At 50.1% G+C, this 14843-nt stretch carries 13 protein-coding genes and 1 riboswitch; of the genes, 12 read left to right on the top strand and 1 reads right to left on the bottom strand.

The window, feature by feature from the left end:
- Positions 1–8: 8 nt before the first annotated feature.
- The 7 genes from DW949_RS04970 to DW949_RS04940 all read left to right on the top strand — a co-directional run bounded on the left by DW949_RS04970 (position 9) and on the right by DW949_RS04940 (position 10269).
- Positions 9–773, top strand: coding sequence for a YgcG family protein (locus DW949_RS04970; RefSeq protein ID WP_118022142.1), 765 nt, complete (start codon positions 9–11; stop codon positions 771–773).
- Between the two features lie 24 nt (positions 774–797).
- Entirely contained in the window at positions 798–1268 is a 471-nt protein-coding gene (locus tag DW949_RS04965; RefSeq protein WP_118022141.1) for a hypothetical protein, read from the top strand.
- An 80-nt stretch (positions 1269–1348) separates the two neighbouring features.
- Positions 1349–2950: a bifunctional UDP-sugar hydrolase/5'-nucleotidase gene (locus tag DW949_RS04960; protein ID WP_118022140.1), complete on the top strand. Its 1602-nt coding sequence runs from the start codon at positions 1349–1351 to the stop codon at positions 2948–2950.
- Between the two features lie 277 nt (positions 2951–3227).
- The gene (locus DW949_RS04955) at positions 3228–5591 is read left to right on the top strand and encodes an S-layer homology domain-containing protein (protein ID WP_118022139.1); all 2364 of its coding nucleotides are present in this window, start codon (positions 3228–3230) and stop codon (positions 5589–5591) included.
- A 278-nt stretch (positions 5592–5869) separates the two neighbouring features.
- Positions 5870–8263, top strand: a complete 2394-nt coding sequence (locus tag DW949_RS04950) for a hypothetical protein (RefSeq protein WP_118022138.1) — start codon at positions 5870–5872, stop codon at positions 8261–8263.
- A complete protein-coding gene (locus DW949_RS04945) occupies positions 8256–9674 on the top strand; it encodes a histidine kinase (protein ID WP_118022137.1) in 1419 nt (472 codons plus the stop codon). The genes DW949_RS04950 and DW949_RS04945 overlap by 8 nt, the downstream gene beginning before the upstream one ends.
- Complete coding sequence (locus DW949_RS04940; protein ID WP_118022136.1) at positions 9652–10269, top strand: response regulator transcription factor; 618 nt, start codon at positions 9652–9654, stop codon at positions 10267–10269. Before DW949_RS04945 ends, DW949_RS04940 begins: the two co-directional genes overlap by 23 nt.
- Here the strand turns inward: DW949_RS04940 and DW949_RS04935 are convergent.
- The gene (locus DW949_RS04935; protein WP_118022135.1) at positions 10266–11438 is read right to left on the bottom strand and encodes a hypothetical protein; all 1173 of its coding nucleotides are present in this window, start codon (positions 11436–11438) and stop codon (positions 10266–10268) included. The two genes, DW949_RS04940 and DW949_RS04935, sit on opposite strands and share 4 nt — an antisense overlap.
- Before the next feature lie 281 nt (positions 11439–11719).
- A riboswitch (SAM riboswitch) is annotated at positions 11720–11820 on the top strand.
- 53 nt (positions 11821–11873) lie between these two features.
- Between DW949_RS04935 and DW949_RS04930 the strand changes: the two genes are divergently transcribed.
- The 5 genes from DW949_RS04930 to DW949_RS04910 all read left to right on the top strand — a co-directional run bounded on the left by DW949_RS04930 (position 11874) and on the right by DW949_RS04910 (position 14684).
- A complete protein-coding gene (locus DW949_RS04930; RefSeq protein WP_158570639.1) occupies positions 11874–12197 on the top strand; it encodes a DUF2292 domain-containing protein in 324 nt (107 codons plus the stop codon).
- A gap of 77 nt (positions 12198–12274) precedes the next feature.
- A complete protein-coding gene (locus tag DW949_RS04925; RefSeq protein ID WP_147349046.1) occupies positions 12275–12553 on the top strand; it encodes a hypothetical protein in 279 nt (92 codons plus the stop codon).
- Between the two features lie 20 nt (positions 12554–12573).
- On the top strand, positions 12574–12858 hold the full coding sequence (locus tag DW949_RS04920) for a hypothetical protein (RefSeq protein ID WP_199595752.1): 285 nt from the start codon (positions 12574–12576) through the stop codon (positions 12856–12858).
- Between the two features lie 21 nt (positions 12859–12879).
- Entirely contained in the window at positions 12880–14055 is a 1176-nt protein-coding gene (locus DW949_RS04915) for a mandelate racemase/muconate lactonizing enzyme family protein (protein WP_118022133.1), read from the top strand.
- 38 nt (positions 14056–14093) lie between these two features.
- A complete protein-coding gene (locus tag DW949_RS04910) occupies positions 14094–14684 on the top strand; it encodes a DUF1847 domain-containing protein (protein WP_118022132.1) in 591 nt (196 codons plus the stop codon).
- The last annotated feature ends 159 nt before the right edge of the window (positions 14685–14843 follow it).

Below are 14843 nucleotides of genomic sequence, written 5' to 3'. Positions count from 1 at the left end.
GGATAGCCATGAAAGAATATGTAACGAAGAGTATGCTGTTCTTTATCAGCCTGTTCTTCCTGACCATGAACGCTCTGGCCGCCAATCCTTCCAGCCTTGCTGACGGAGCTCAGCTCTTAAAGGGAAGCGAACGCATTGCCGTGATGAATGAAATCGGCAGTGTCGAAAAGAAATATGACGTGCGCCTGGCTATTGTCACGGTCGCTTCGACGAATCAAGTGAAAATCGGTGATTATGCCAATCAAATTCTGGACAGTACCTATAAGGACGGAAAGAATGGCAATATGGTCCTGGTCCTGGCCATGGACACACGCGATTACTACATCGCTACGGATAAGGCCATGCGCCAGCGCATTACTGATAAAGGCGGCATCCCGGCACTGGAAGAACAATTCCTGCCACTGCTGAAAGAAAAAAAATATGCCGATGCTTTCAAAGCTTATGTACAAGGAGCAGGTGAACAGCTGGCTTATTATGAAGCTAATGGCAAGGCCTACGATCCCCATGACCAGTTCAGTGTTACGGCCCTGGCCATCGCCCTGGTCCTTGGTATAGGCGGTGGCTTCCTCATCCGGCGCTATCTCATCAGTACTATGAGCAATGTCGCTCCGGCTCTTGCGGCTTCGGCCTACCTTGATAAAGACAGTTTTGACCTTGTCGAGAAAGACGATACCTTCCTGTTCATGAATGTGTCCCGCATAGCCAAAGCCAAAAAATCGGAGCGGCATGACAGTACTGACGAGAAGCACGGCGGTGGCGGCGGGAAGTTCTAAGCCGGATTATGAGGAGGCCTTGTTATGAAATATGGGAAGCGAATACTACTCATGCTGATGGCAGCCTGCCTGATTGGCACCAGTGCCTCAGCCTGTGAAGAAGGGCATCACCGGTCCGTGCGCCTGGAGTCTGATGAAGCCCAGCAGATTCACGTTTTTACGCAATGTTGGGATACCATTTACCCGATGGACGGGAACCCCTTAAAGGAATTTGCCGTCACCGACCTAGACGGCAACGGCCTGCTGGAAATCCTGACGCGGGCCCAGAAGGAGGGAACTGTTCCCCTTGTCTATGAAGTGAACCCACAGCGTCAGGGGATAACCTTGAAAAGCAAGCAATGGTATTACCGTCACGTCTTCCAACATGACATCGCCTGGTTCGTCATGCATCCTGAAACGGCAGCCGGTCCCTGGGTGGGCCGTACGGAAACTGTCGAATGGATGCTCCAGGACAGCTATGACATCTATATGGGACGTAAGAATGCGTTTGGTTAAGAATGATTGGTATGGGGAAAATTTCTACGAAAGGCATCATTGTCTATGTATTGAAGGCCTATTGAGAAGGAGGGAATGGGATGGCTTTTGGCAGAAAATACTGGTTGGCCCTGGCTCTCTGCCTGGCCCTGCATGGGTCGGGCCAGGTCCGCGCCGACCTCGTCGTCTTACATACCAACGACGTCCACTGTGGTGTGGAAAATCACCTTGGCTATGCCAAGGTGGCTCAATATAAGAAGGACTTGATGAAGAACCCTGACGATACGGTGCAGCTCGTCGATGCTGGCGATGCCATCCAGGGCGAACCCCTGGGTAGCCTGACCCGGGGACAGGCCATTATCGACATCATGAATGTCGCCGGCTATGATTTCGCCATTCCCGGCAATCACGAATTCGACTACGGCATGGCGCGCTTCCTGGAACTGGCGCCGCAGCTGAACGGCGGCTATTACAGCTGCAACCTGATTGATCTGCGGACGGGGAAACCGGTCTTCCCACCGTATAAGATGGTGACTTATGACGGTGGGAAAAAGGCGGCCTTCATCGGCGTGACGACGCCGCAGACCCTGATTTCCTCGACGCCCCGCTACTTCCAGGACGATAAGGGGCAGTTCATTTACGGCTTTTCCGAAGATGCGACAGGACAGAAACTCTATGAACAGGTCCAAAAGGCCATTGACCAGGCCTGGGACGAAGGAGCCCGGACCATCATCCTGGTCACTCACCTGGGCCAGAATGGGTCGCTCCCGGTCTGGACCAGCGAGGCCCTGGCTGCACATACGCAGAAAGTGGCAGCCATCATCGACGGTCATTCCCATGAACGCTATGAACGGCTGGTCAAGAACCGCAAAGGCCAGCCTGTCCTCATCGCCCAGACGGGAACGAAATTCCAGTCCGTCGGCAAGCTGGTCATCGATGACTACGGCCACGTGCGGGGCGAATTAGTGACCCGGCTGGATGGGTCCGATGCGGCGACGGAAGCTGTCGTGCAGCGCGGGATGGCTGTCGTCCGGGAACGGCTCCAGCAGCCGGTCACCACGTCACCGGTGGATTTCGTGACCGACATCGAGGGCCAGCGGCGCGTCCGCAACGGAGAAACGAATCTGGCCGATTTAGCTGTCGATGCCATCCGTTACCGCCTGCATACCGATGTGGCGCTCCTGAACGGCGGCTCCTTCCGGGCTCCGCTATCAGCCGGTGTCGTGACCTATGAATCGCTGTACCGGGTCTTTCCCTTTTCCAATCAGCTCGTCGTCTGCAGCGTAACGGGCCAGCAGCTACTCGATGCCCTGGAAATGGGGGCTTCGCGGTATCCTCAGGAATTCGGCGGATTTTTACACGTGTCCGGCCTGACCTACCGCATCGATCCGATGATTCCCAGTTCCGTCGTCCTCGACGATAAAGGCCGCTTCGTCAAAGTGGCCGGTCCGCGGCGGGTCAAAGACGTCAAAGTCAACGGAAAGCCCATCGAGGCCGATGAAGACTACCGCGTCGGCGGTACGGCCTACGTCCTGCGAAATGGCGGTGACGGCCAGACCAGCCTGCAAGGCGGCATCCTGCTGGAAGACACGGGATTGTCCGATGTCGACGCCCTGGCAGACTATCTCCGCCATAAAGGAGATGCCCTGGCTGCTGACTACGGAAACCCGGCCGGACAGGGACGGATTACCCTTGGCCCGTAAATTTTTATATGACTCCTTCTACTAAAAAGGGTTTGTCGTGTTCGCCAAGCCCTTTTTTCGCCTTCTCTCAACTGTCCTGACAGTAGAAATATAAAATCATGTCATGCATCATGACAGATTCGCAAAAGTCGATGATGCGGCTTTAAATGCATGAGTGATTGCAAAATATACATGAATATACTGTAATAAATTACAGTGTGCTTCCTTTTCCTTTTCCATATAATGAAAGCAAGAAGTTATCTAAAAATATAGTTTAAGAATAAAGGAGGCGTACATCATGAAGAGACGTCATCATTGTAAAACATCCCAGGCCAAAGTGATGTTGGCCGTATTGGCTCTGTGCGGTGTAACAGCTTTCTGGGGCAGTGTTGCTTGGGCTGCTGATGCTGGGCAGGCTCCGGTTCTTGTCCAAGACGGCACCCATTATTTCAGTGTCAACCCTGAGAATGGTAACCGCGACAAAAATTACAATAATGACGGTGCGGTTGGGAAGAATTCCCTGGCCGTCGGAGCTGGGGCCTATGCGGACGGAACCATGGGAGCTACGGCTTTGGGCAATGATGCCGTAGCCGACGGCGAACGGGCACTGGCCGTAGGAAACGGTTCGAATGCTACTGGTCTCGACGCCATTGCCATCGGCACCGGGCCCCAGGGAGAAGCTAACGGTATCAATGCCATCGCCATTGGCGAACAGAGCCATGCCAAGGGGATGTATACGACAGCGGTAGGCAGTTATTCCGAAGCCACTGCCGAAGGGGCCGTGGCCCTGGGCCAGCAGGCTAAGAGCAAAGAAGAGTGCAGTACCAGCATCGGCATCATGGCCAATGGCATGGGTGAGGGCGGAACTGCTGGCAAACATGCAACTGCAGTCGGGGCCTATTCTGAATCCTCTGGACTGGCTTCCTCAGCCTTAGGTAGCTTCAGCAAAGCTACTGAGAAATTCGCGACGGCTTTGGGCTATAGCAGTGGAGCCGGCCTTAATGGCACGGCCGTGGGCGCTGCCAGTCAGGCCGGCGGTCAAGGTGGGACAGCGGTAGGTATCTTGAGCAGTGCTTCCGTCTATGGTTCTGTCGCTCTGGGCATGAGTTCCGTAGCCGACCGGGAAGCGGGCTGGCAGGGATACCATCCAGTCTATGGTCAGATAGTAGATGTTTCTCCTGCCTGGCAGTCCTCGTGGGGTGCTATTTCTGTCGGGGCTGGGCCTTCTCAGGATAAAAACGGCAGAGTGATTTCCCAGCGGACCCGGCAGATCATCAACCTAGCCGCTGGGACAGAAGACACTGATGCTGTAAACGTAGCCCAGCTGAAGGAAGCTATGAGCGATGCCCGGGTTTCTATCCATGCCGGAGAAGGCATCATCGTTGAGAAATTGGGATCGGAGTACACAATCAAAGCGAATCTGAACGGATTGAGCAATACTCATGGGGAAGTCCAGATTCTGTCCAATCCGGAAGAATTTCCACAAAACCCGGATCAACAGGAAATATCTCCCAATCAGCCCAGACAGGCATCTGGGATACAGTTAGCTCGTTCCGTAGCGGAACCGGAAAGGGACGACGGCGGGCCCATTCATGTAGGATATGTGTCTAATGAAGTAAATTTTGCCACTGATGACGGGAATACGGCCAAGCTCAACGACGGAGGCACCGTCAATGTGCTGGGCGGGGACAATATCCAGACCGCATCCAGCTCTACTAAGAACGATAACGAAGTGGTCACCGATACTATCCATATCAATCTGAAGCCGGACATCACCGTCGATAGCGTCCAGATTTCCCGGAACGGACCGAAACTGGATGGAACCGGACTCGATATGGCCAATCAATCCATCACCCAGCTGGCACCGGGAGAAATCTCTGAAACATCTACGGATGCCGTCAACGGCAGCCAGCTCTACGCGACCAACCAGATGGTTCAGGAAAATCAGCAGAATATTACCCAACTTGGAAATTCCCTGAATAAACTGGATAACCGCATCAACCGTGTCGGCGCTGGTGCAGCCGCTTTGGCAGCACTTCATCCGCTCGACTTTGATCCGGACAGCAAGTGGGATTTTGCTGCAGGTTATGGTAACTATCGCGATGCCAATGCAGCGGCTGTCGGACTCTACTACCGGCCCAATGAAGACACTATGTTCAGTGTCGGTGGCAGCTTCGGTGGTGGTGAAAATATGGTTAACGCCGGCGTTAGTCTCAAACTGGGACGCGGCAGCCATGTTTCGAATTCCCGCGTAGCTATGGCTAAAGAAATCCGCGATATGCGCAAGGCTATGGCTGAACAGGCAGCTGAAATTGCAGAGCTCAAGGCCATGCATCATCTGGCTATCGATCCCAATAAGAGCATGCTCTTCCCGGATGTAGCCGATAACCACTGGGCTTACGAATATGTCACGAAACTGGCTGGCAATGGCATTATCGAAGGCTACCCGGATGGACTCTTTAAAGGCAATCAGGTAATGACCCGCTATGAATTTGCAGCGATTGTCTACCACCTGATGGAAAAAGGCATGGGACATACCGATCCGGAAATGAACCGTCTGGCCCGTGAATTCAGCAATGAACTGTCGTATATCCGCATCGACACCGTCCATCAGGATAAAGACGGGACCCCGACGGTACAGCGCGTCCGCGTAAAAAAATAAAAACTGTCTGTTGAACTCCCGATGACTGCCACATCAAAAAAATCCTGCATCCCTGAGGTGACAGAAATGGTGATGTCAGATTCTGGATATTGAACAAAGCAGGCTGTAACAAAATGCTCCTTTAAAATCATCTTGTTACAGCCTTTTTTTGCCTGAAGCAAAGTATGTGATTCTTTTGCAATATACTAGTTCTATGTCGTGACAGCTGTCATGTACACATGGTATAATAAATATAACAAAAAAATCAAGATACGCAGTTGCAATCGGCAGGTGAGACGATGATCAGGAAAAAATGGCTGACCGCATGTTGGATGGTTGTATTCTGGCTTGTATCTATGATGAGTCAGGCCGTTTCTGTCTTATATGATAATACCTGGAGCGACGCCTATGGCCAGGTACTGGAACATACGATACATCATCTGGAGGAATGTACCGGATATGACACCTCCTTGATGGAACTCTTTACTGATACGGATGTAACGGCGATAGAAGCCTATGATATACAGGCCGCTGTCTTCCAAAAAAGTACTCTTGATCCGTATTACTGGTATCCCCAGTATATGGCCACGGTTATACTGGCTGTCAGTGATGACTGTCCTTATGACGTCACAGGCTGGCAGAGTCTGGTTACCATGCCTGTATCGGTCTGTATGATATCGGCACGACCACAGTATTCTTTTTCCGTTCAGGCCATGAGTTATGGGCTAGGCCGGGATGTATCCGGCTGGCCGGCTGTACAGGCATTGAAGAAAATCCATGAAGAGGGGAGGTTCCGCCTGGATACACTCACGGGATTCAACATGATGATGCCCTACAGAAACCGCCCGGCTGCACAGGTCTATGTTCTCTACGATTATCAGGCACGGCAATGGCAGCGGCGCGGGGCTCCTATCCACATCGTTGTCCCTGATGAGGGAACGCTGGCATTCCAGAAAGGGCTCTTATCGAAGATGCCACTGGTAGTGGATGATGCCGCACTGACTGATCGACTGGCTGATGCCGCTTACCGGACGGAGCCCATGGAAGGAGCCGTCCGGGTATCCGACCAGGAATCCTTTTTCATCGGATCCAGTTCAATCAGCCAGCAGATGATGCTCCATGTCTTTCGTGTGTATAAAAAGAATCTCCTCACTGGTACGAATCACATGCTATGGTATATGGCTGCGCTGTTTGTGACAATCCTCTGGGGCTGCCGCCTGCGCCACCATGTCATACAGCCCCGCCTGCGCAATGCCTACGCTTGTCTTACTCTTACTCTTTGTGGATGGATCCTGTTTCGTATATACAAATTGATGATGCCGGAATATGCCGTGGATTTGATCCGCTGGAGCTGGTACGGATACTATCTTTTTTTCGGCCTCCTTGTTTCCCTCATTGTATGGATCGGCTATATGGCATCACAATCAGACTGGTGCCCCGATTGTCCGCGATGGCTGCGCCTGTTGTTCGGTTACAACTTGATATTGGCCGTACTCGTATGTACGAATGATATACACCAATGGGCTTTTATCCTGCCGGACATTGCTGCTGATGCTGATTCCCGTCATGATTATGGGCCGCTGTATTATTTATTGGCATCGTCATATGGTATCGAATTCCTGGCTGTCAATTTCTGTCTCTGTTATGCATCGTGGAAGCAGCATGTACAGCGTTCATTCCGTCTTGTCCTGCCGTTCTTGTGCTGTCTGTTCTACGGGGCATATATCGTTGGCTATATGATGAAAATTCCCTTCTGCCATCTTTCTGAACTAACCCTTATGACCGTATTATGGACGCTTATCTGGCTGGAAGTAATCATGCGTATCCGGATCATCCCGACCAATGAAGGATATATCGAATTTTTCCGTCAGTCCCGGCTGGCCATACAGCTTTGTGATGATTCGGGCCGTGTCGCATATGCATCAAAGAATATAGATAATCTGCCGCTGGCCGATATGGAAATCCAGACTATGCCTATACGGGGAGGCTGGGTACGCTGGTATCGTGATGTCCGCCATCTGCGTCAGCAGAAGAGAAAACTCTCCCTCGTCGCGCAGGCACTGGAACGGTCGTACCATCTGCTATTGCAGGAAGAAGAAATCCGGCGCCAGGTCATCCATCAGGAAGTCAGCCGCCGTATTTATGCCGAACTGGAGCAAATCATCAGCAGCAAGCGGGAGCATATTGCAGCCTATATGAAATCGCTGCAGTCCATGAAGCCTGGAATCGAAGCCGATGCCATGGTCAGCCGGCTCAACGTCATGGTCTGCTATTTAAAGAAGCGCTGTGTTCTGCTGCTCCGGGGAAAAGAAAATGGGATGCTGGAAATTCGTGAATTATCCCTGGCAGTCAGCGAATCCCAGCACTATATGACGGTTGCAGGACTGCATGGCATGGCAACATTTCTTATTTCCGGGATCATACCGGATAGTGCAGCGCTTTCCTTGTATGATATGTTTGAAGAAATAGGTGAACAATCTATTGCCCATCAGGAATCTTACTGGATCTGCCATTTCTTTGAAACCGATACGTCCTGGTCCTTATCGGTAACGTGGGAAGACAGGCCAGATGAGCCAGACTGGATTCCAGGGACACTGTCAGACAGCACACTGTTTGAGAAATCTTCCTATGACCGGCTGGAATATGGGCGCCGTTTGACCGTATCTATCGGAAAGGAGACGTGCCATGATTAATATATACACCCTTTCCAGTACGTTCTACATCTTTTGCATGACTACAGCCATCATCCTATTTATTGCCAGCAGCCTGCTTTACTATTTTTTAATGCCTCAACAGGAATTCCGCCACTTGGGCCGTAAATGCCTGGAAGGGAGCAATCTCGTTGTCCTGCTGGCAATCGCAACCATCCTGCATGAAGTCTTTGAAGATGGGGCAAGTGGCATCCTGTACATAGAAGCCATGGATGTCTGGCGTTACGGTATCATATTGATTTCACTGATTTCTACCCTCTATATGATGTATGATCGTCATGCCGGTGGCCAGTACCTGCTCATGGCTTCATTTCTTCTTCTCCCGGAATTAGACACGTGGCTTCCCTGGTCATTGCTACTAGCATTGTCATGCATTGCTCTGCGTCTCATCCGGGTTTTCCCAGTAGCATACCGCCAATACCGGGAGCAGCTGACGGCCCGTTCCATCCAGTCTGCCGTCGATTTTCTGGAAGAAGGAGTCCTGCTCAGTCTGGAAAAAGGAGAACCCGTGCTGGTAAACTACGTCATGTATGATGTCATGGAAAAGCTACTGGGCACGGTTATCCGCAATGCGAATATTTTCTGGCATATCCTGGCAAACTGGAACAATACGGAACGCCTTACCATGGAACGACAAGGCCGGGATTTCCTGTTCCGACGTAATGATGGCGTGGCGTGGCTGATGCAGCGGCGATACATCCGCTTCAGGAACCGGTCAGGATGGCAGATTTCGGCACTGGATGTGACGAATCTGGACCGTGTGAACCGTGAACTGGACCAGAAAAACCAATTGCTGGAAAAACGCAATGAAAAAATGAAATACCTCCTCAATCATCTGGTCGATATGCAGACACAGCGGACGACAGAGGAAATGCGTTATAAAATCCACGACCTCATGGGACAGCGTATCACTATTCTGCAACAGCTACTGAATAATAAAAACATGACAAACTACGCCGCAATCCTGCCACTGGTAGAGAATGTCCTGGCAGATATGCGCCGCGAAACCGTAGATAATCCGGCAGAACGACTGAACGTACTCGTCCGTACCTATGGCAGCCTGGGCATCGAGGTCACTGTGACGGGCAATCTTCCGGCTAATCAGGAAATGGCGGCAAGACTGGTGGGCATTATCCGGGAAGCATTGACCAACGCTATCCTTCATGGTAAAGCCAGCCGTGTCTCTATAGAGCTTCCTCCAACGGGGAAACGGATACTGACAATCCGTGATAACGGCATCGGCTGCCACGGCACGATACAGTCCGGCAATGGACTGCAGGGCATTGAACGAAGGGTCAGAAAAATGGGCGCTACACTCCACCTGACAGGAACTCCCCATTTTGTTCTGTCCGTAGAAAGAGAGGATGACTATGATTCGCGTACTCATCATTGACGATCAAAAAATTCTGCTCGAAGGACTGGCAACAATTTTATCCCAATGTGGTGATGTGGAAATCGTCGGCACGATTCCCTTCTCGGAACTAGCCGAGTCTGCCTGTACCCTGACACATCCGGACGTCATTTTCATGGATATCTGTATGGAAGGGAAGAACAGCGGCATTGAACTGACAAGGCGGATAAAAGAAAAAAATCCCGGTCAGAAAATCATCATCATGACCGGGTTTCAGGATATCAGTTTTTTGGAAATGGCCCAGGATGCAGGAGCCGACAGCTTTATTTATAAGGAAAGTTCAGCAGCCGTTTTTATAGACTGTATGAAGCGGACAGTGGCAGGGGAACGGTTGTATCCCGATGTGCAGGGAACCGTGAAATTTGGTATCCATGGTGTCACCCTGACCCAGCGGGAATTGGATATCCTGCAGCTCATCTGCCGTAACCTGTCCTATCAGGAAATTGCCAGCGAGCTGGGAATCAGCAAGCGGACCGTCAGCTTTCACATCAGCAATATGCTTACCAAGACAGGGCACAAAAGCATCGTTGGCCTCGCCGTCGAAGCGACGGATAAAGGATACGCATCGGGGCCTTAGAAATATGCCGTCAGACTGGTGCCGAGGACATATTCATGGAATGAGCCGGCAAGAGATGCGTCCTGACGATTTTTCAGAGAAAAACCTTCTACAGCCCAGACAAGGCCCGGACGGAGAATATAGTCCAGACGAATTCCCCAGCCACGGAAGCCCATGCGGCGGAAAAACGTCGTGTCGGCATCCATCGTATGATAGAGGATAGTCGATGATGGCTGATTATAATAGCGTATCCACGCTTCATAAGAGCCTTGTTTCCGCTCATCCAGCTCGCCGTAGATGAGGGAGGCGACAAATCCCGTTTCGGACTGACTGTATTGGTCTGCTTCATGACGCACCCAGGCGTGCAGCAATTCCAGGCTGGCCCTGAAATCCGGCTGGAACTGATATAATCCGCGCCATTGTAAAATGCGCTGCCGGTCAAATCCCCGGCCAGCCCGTTCAGGGTATATCCCATAAGCCGCTAATGATGGGAATGCAGGTGGCAGGTGGCTGGCGTTGCGGAAATCCAAAAATACCGTATCGCTCTGGAAGCGGCCGTTACGTTTGCTGTGGAAGAGACTCCAGCCTATTTTCCGATGCTCATCATCAGCCCCAGTCGTCTGGCCGGCAAAGAGAGTGATGCTGCCGGGGGACGTTCCCTTCTGGCCGAGGCGGAACCGCAGACCGTCTACCTTTTTGTCTATGACATTGCCATCGAGCAGATAATAATTGAAACGCCCTGCTTCCAGTTTCATTCGTTCAGTTTCGTGCTGGATATATAATCGCCCCAGGTAGAGATGATGATCCTGATTATGGTCTTTGTCATTCCGGTTATCTTCCAGCTGGGTACGTATAGACGTATGTTCGTTCAGATGGATGAAAGGAAAAATCCGCAGTCTGCGCGTGGCCAGATATACCGCTTCGTCATGACGGCGGCGGCCTTTTCCCAGTTGCTCACTATATGCGGAAAAACGGCCTTTTCCCCAGAGCCAGCGGTAATCACCGTGCACTTCGACATAGGGATAGGTACTTTTCTGCGTCCTCGGAATTTCTTCGTCTTCTAATGGATCCGATTGTACATCATCAGGGACAATCACAGGCAAAGTGGAAGATCTGGCTGCCTGGCTGGAGCCGCAGAACATGGGAATGGCTGTCAGGATAAACAGGAGCAACACGCATTTCAGGTTCATGGGGTAGTTCCTTTCATATGCTTTTTCACAATCATATCACAATTAATACATGAAAGGAACAATAGATTCGCAATAATGAATACATAGTGTGCATAGGGATGGAATTTTTCTGCATAAACGAAAAAAATATAGAATTAAATTCTAAATTTCTTGACAGGTGGAAAAATATAGTGTATTATTTCGGTATACATTAAAAACCGACGAATCAGGAGGTACCGGATATGAACAGAATGGACTGTATGTGTACAAATTCATAGCGCAGGTCTGATACAACAGAATGCGCGTCATCAAGAGCAGCGGAGGGACTGGCCCGGTGAAGCTGCGGCAACCTGCCGGAAGGTAAGGTGCCAATTCCAGCAGGATTAAACCTGGAAGATGAAACTGGCTAGGGGAGCAGCATCTTTCAGGATGCTGATTTTTTTTTTAGAGGGATACATGGAAAAAAACAGAGGGGGAGCATCGGATCAGGAAAATGCACTGACCTATGCACTGGATTTAATACAACAGACCTGTTCCGGAGAGATTGCCCTGGTCATCCAGGATTCCCGGCTGATCCAGCTGGAGCGCAATGAACGCATCGTCCTTTGTCAGGGACAGGGAATTTGCCGGAAACCACCGGACCGGAAAGGGATAGAACAACAGATCCGCTCATCACTGGGAAATCTGCAATACGGAAAACTAGTCGTCGTCATCAAAAAACATGAAATTGTCCGCATCGAACGGACGGAGAAAAAGCTGATCAGAAAAGCTGAAGGCTGAATCACCTGGTACGTATGCCATCAAGGAAGGCGTACCGGGTGCATTCAGCTTTTTTTATTGCCAAAGGGGGAAATGTTATGAAAAAAATATCAATTCTGTTTATTGTACTCTGTTTTCTTGTTCTGGGACTGGCGGGCTGTGGCAGTCAGATACCACCTATCTTTGCTTCACTAAGCAATAATGGCGGGAATTTCAAAATCGTCGCTATACGAAAAGGATCAACCTTGGATCAGGAACTGATTACAGGCCCGAAAAGCAAAGCATCTATTCATACAGTCGCCGACCTGAAAGGGAAAAAAGTAGCTTATGTCAAATCTACGACAGCCCAGTATTTCCTTTTTAGGCACGGGCACTGATTGGCCGGCCGCGGGTACTGTTGCTCGATGAACCGCTCAGTGCTCTCGATGCACTGACCCGCCTGCAAATGCAGCGTCTGATTGAACGGCTCTGGCAGGAACTGGGGTTTACTCTGGTTCTTGTGACACACGATGTCAGCGAAGCCGTCTATCTGGCTGACCGGGTTGTTCTCATAGAAGACGGGCATATCCAGATGAATCAGCCAATCGAACTCGGCCGCCCCCATAGAAAAGGACCAGAAACGATTCAGTATGAAAAACACATTTTAGACGGCATTATGAAACCACAGAAAAAAATTGTATGATCTATTGAGGAGGAATTTCACATGAAAATCACACAAGTAGAAATATTTTACGTTACTACACGTCCGCAGTCGGGACAACGTCCAATTTTAGTCAAGGTATCGACGGATGAAGGGATATATGGAATCGGAGAAGCCGGAATGGCCTACGGAAAAGGCGGCAGCGGTGCTGTAGGAGCTATCCGGGATTTCAGTTCCCTGCTTATCGGACAGGACCCCTTTGCCACAGAGAAAATCTGGGAAACCTTATTCAAGAAAACATTTTGGGGCCAGGGTGGCGGCACGGTCATTTTTACGGCCATTTCCGCGCTGGATATAGCCTTGTGGGATATCAAAGGAAAGGCACTCGGAGTTCCCGTCTATCAGCTGCTGGGAGGAAAAACGCATTCCTCGTTGCGGGCATACGCATCGCAGCTGCAACTGGGCTGGGGACCAGAACGATACGCGCGGGGAAAAACAGAAGACTATGTGGCAGAAGCACAGCATGCCCTGGACGATGGATATGATGCTATAAAGGTAGACGTCCTTTCCTTTGACCGGGAAGGCAAAACCATTCCCCGGGTAGAAGGTCCTTTACCTCATTGGGTTATTGCGTTAGGCGAAGAACGGGTACAGGCAATCCGGGAAACGATTGGTCCGGATGTGGACATAATCATTGAAAATCATGGCCGTACGGATATTACTAGTGCCATTCAATTTGCAAGGGCAATCGAAAAATATAATATATATTTATATGAAGAAATCAATACACCCTTAAATCCATCACTGCTCCGGATTGCAAAACATGATATACATATCCCCCTGGCATCAGGAGAACGGATTTACTCCCGCTTTGGCTATCTGCCATATTTTACAGACCGGTCATTGGATGTTATACAGCCTGATCTGGGGTCATGCGGAGGATTTTCTGAATTCCGGAAAATTGCAGATATGGCCCATGCATATGAAATCACCGTACAAGCCCACGTTGCCGGTACGGGAGTAGCAGAAGCGGCAGCGATTCAGGCGGAAGCGGCTATTCCTAATTTTATCATTCATGAACATCACCAGAAAACCTTACTGAAGGAATACAGGGAACTGGTCCAATACGATTACCAGCCTGTAAACGGACAGTATGCCGTTCCGGATCTCCCGGGAATCGGGCAGGATATTACAGAAGAGGTATACAAACAATCGGAGTACTTCCTGGTTAACTCGTAGTATACTAAAAGAAATGACGGAAAGAGGAGATGATTTCAATGTTAGGAGATTGTGCCAATTGTAATTGTAATCATATGTGTGCCAAATTAGGAAAAAGTTGTACGGGTGTACAACCAGAAGAAGTACTGGCATTATATAATGAGGAAGAACGGCGCATCATGGATGCCGCGGCTTATGTAGAAGCTACATATTATATGAAATATACACGCCTGCAGGAAACGGCAGCTTTTGCCAGAAAAATGGGTTATACAAAAATTGGTATCGGCTTTTGTATTGGCATTGCCGAAGAAGCCCGTCTGTTTGCTGCTTACTTGTCCAAGGAGTTCGAAGTGTATTCTGTCTGCTGTAAAAATTGCGGTGTCGAAAAAGACGTCCTAGGTCTGAAAAAAGTAAATCCCCATGCCCCTGTGGAATGCATGTGTAATCCAAAAGGCCAGGCTGATTTTCTCAATAAGCAGAACTGCCAATTATTTGTATCGGCCGGTCTCTGCGTTGGTCATGACGCGCTTTTTGCCCAGACTTGCAAAGGTCCTGTCACGACGCTGGTAGTTAAAGACCGCGTACTGACTCATAACCCCATGTCGGTCGTCTATTCCGGCTATTGGAAAAAGAAACTTGGCCTAGAATAGCCTGTACTGATAAACTCTGCCCGGTCCCGACAGATGGGATTGGGCAGATTCTGTAAATATGTCTATTATGGGCAGCCTTTAAATATGATATAATAAAAGAAATAGTAGTATACAAGGTGATGCCCATGATAGTACATAATCTTATAATCCGATGGAAGA

Origin of the sequence: Megasphaera sp. AM44-1BH (genome assembly GCF_003467125.1) — a bacterium.
Taxonomy (GTDB): domain Bacteria; phylum Bacillota; class Negativicutes; order Veillonellales; family Megasphaeraceae; genus Megasphaera.
Note: the sequence above shows the minus strand (reverse complement) of the source record. Positions and strands in the feature narration are given on the sequence as shown.

Bases quoted from the DNA above. Each gene is read 5' to 3' on its own strand.
- DW949_RS04970 (WP_118022142.1), top strand. From the start codon at position 9: ATGAAAGAATATGTAACGAAGAGTATGCTGTTCTTTATCAGCCTGTTC.
- DW949_RS04965 (WP_118022141.1), top strand. From the start codon at position 798: ATGAAATATGGGAAGCGAATACTACTCATGCTGATGGCAGCCTGCCTG.
- DW949_RS04960 (WP_118022140.1), top strand. From the start codon at position 1,349: ATGGCTTTTGGCAGAAAATACTGGTTGGCCCTGGCTCTCTGCCTGGCC.
- DW949_RS04955 (WP_118022139.1), top strand. From the start codon at position 3,228: ATGAAGAGACGTCATCATTGTAAAACATCCCAGGCCAAAGTGATGTTG.
- DW949_RS04950 (WP_118022138.1), top strand. From the start codon at position 5,870: ATGATCAGGAAAAAATGGCTGACCGCATGTTGGATGGTTGTATTCTGG.
- DW949_RS04945 (WP_118022137.1), top strand. From the start codon at position 8,256: ATGATTAATATATACACCCTTTCCAGTACGTTCTACATCTTTTGCATG.
- DW949_RS04940 (WP_118022136.1), top strand. From the start codon at position 9,652: ATGATTCGCGTACTCATCATTGACGATCAAAAAATTCTGCTCGAAGGA.
- DW949_RS04935 (WP_118022135.1), bottom strand. From the start codon at position 11,438: ATGAACCTGAAATGCGTGTTGCTCCTGTTTATCCTGACAGCCATTCCC.
- DW949_RS04930 (WP_158570639.1), top strand. From the start codon at position 11,874: ATGGAAAAAAACAGAGGGGGAGCATCGGATCAGGAAAATGCACTGACC.
- DW949_RS04925 (WP_147349046.1), top strand. From the start codon at position 12,275: ATGAAAAAAATATCAATTCTGTTTATTGTACTCTGTTTTCTTGTTCTG.
- DW949_RS04915 (WP_118022133.1), top strand. From the start codon at position 12,880: ATGAAAATCACACAAGTAGAAATATTTTACGTTACTACACGTCCGCAG.
- DW949_RS04910 (WP_118022132.1), top strand. From the start codon at position 14,094: ATGTTAGGAGATTGTGCCAATTGTAATTGTAATCATATGTGTGCCAAA.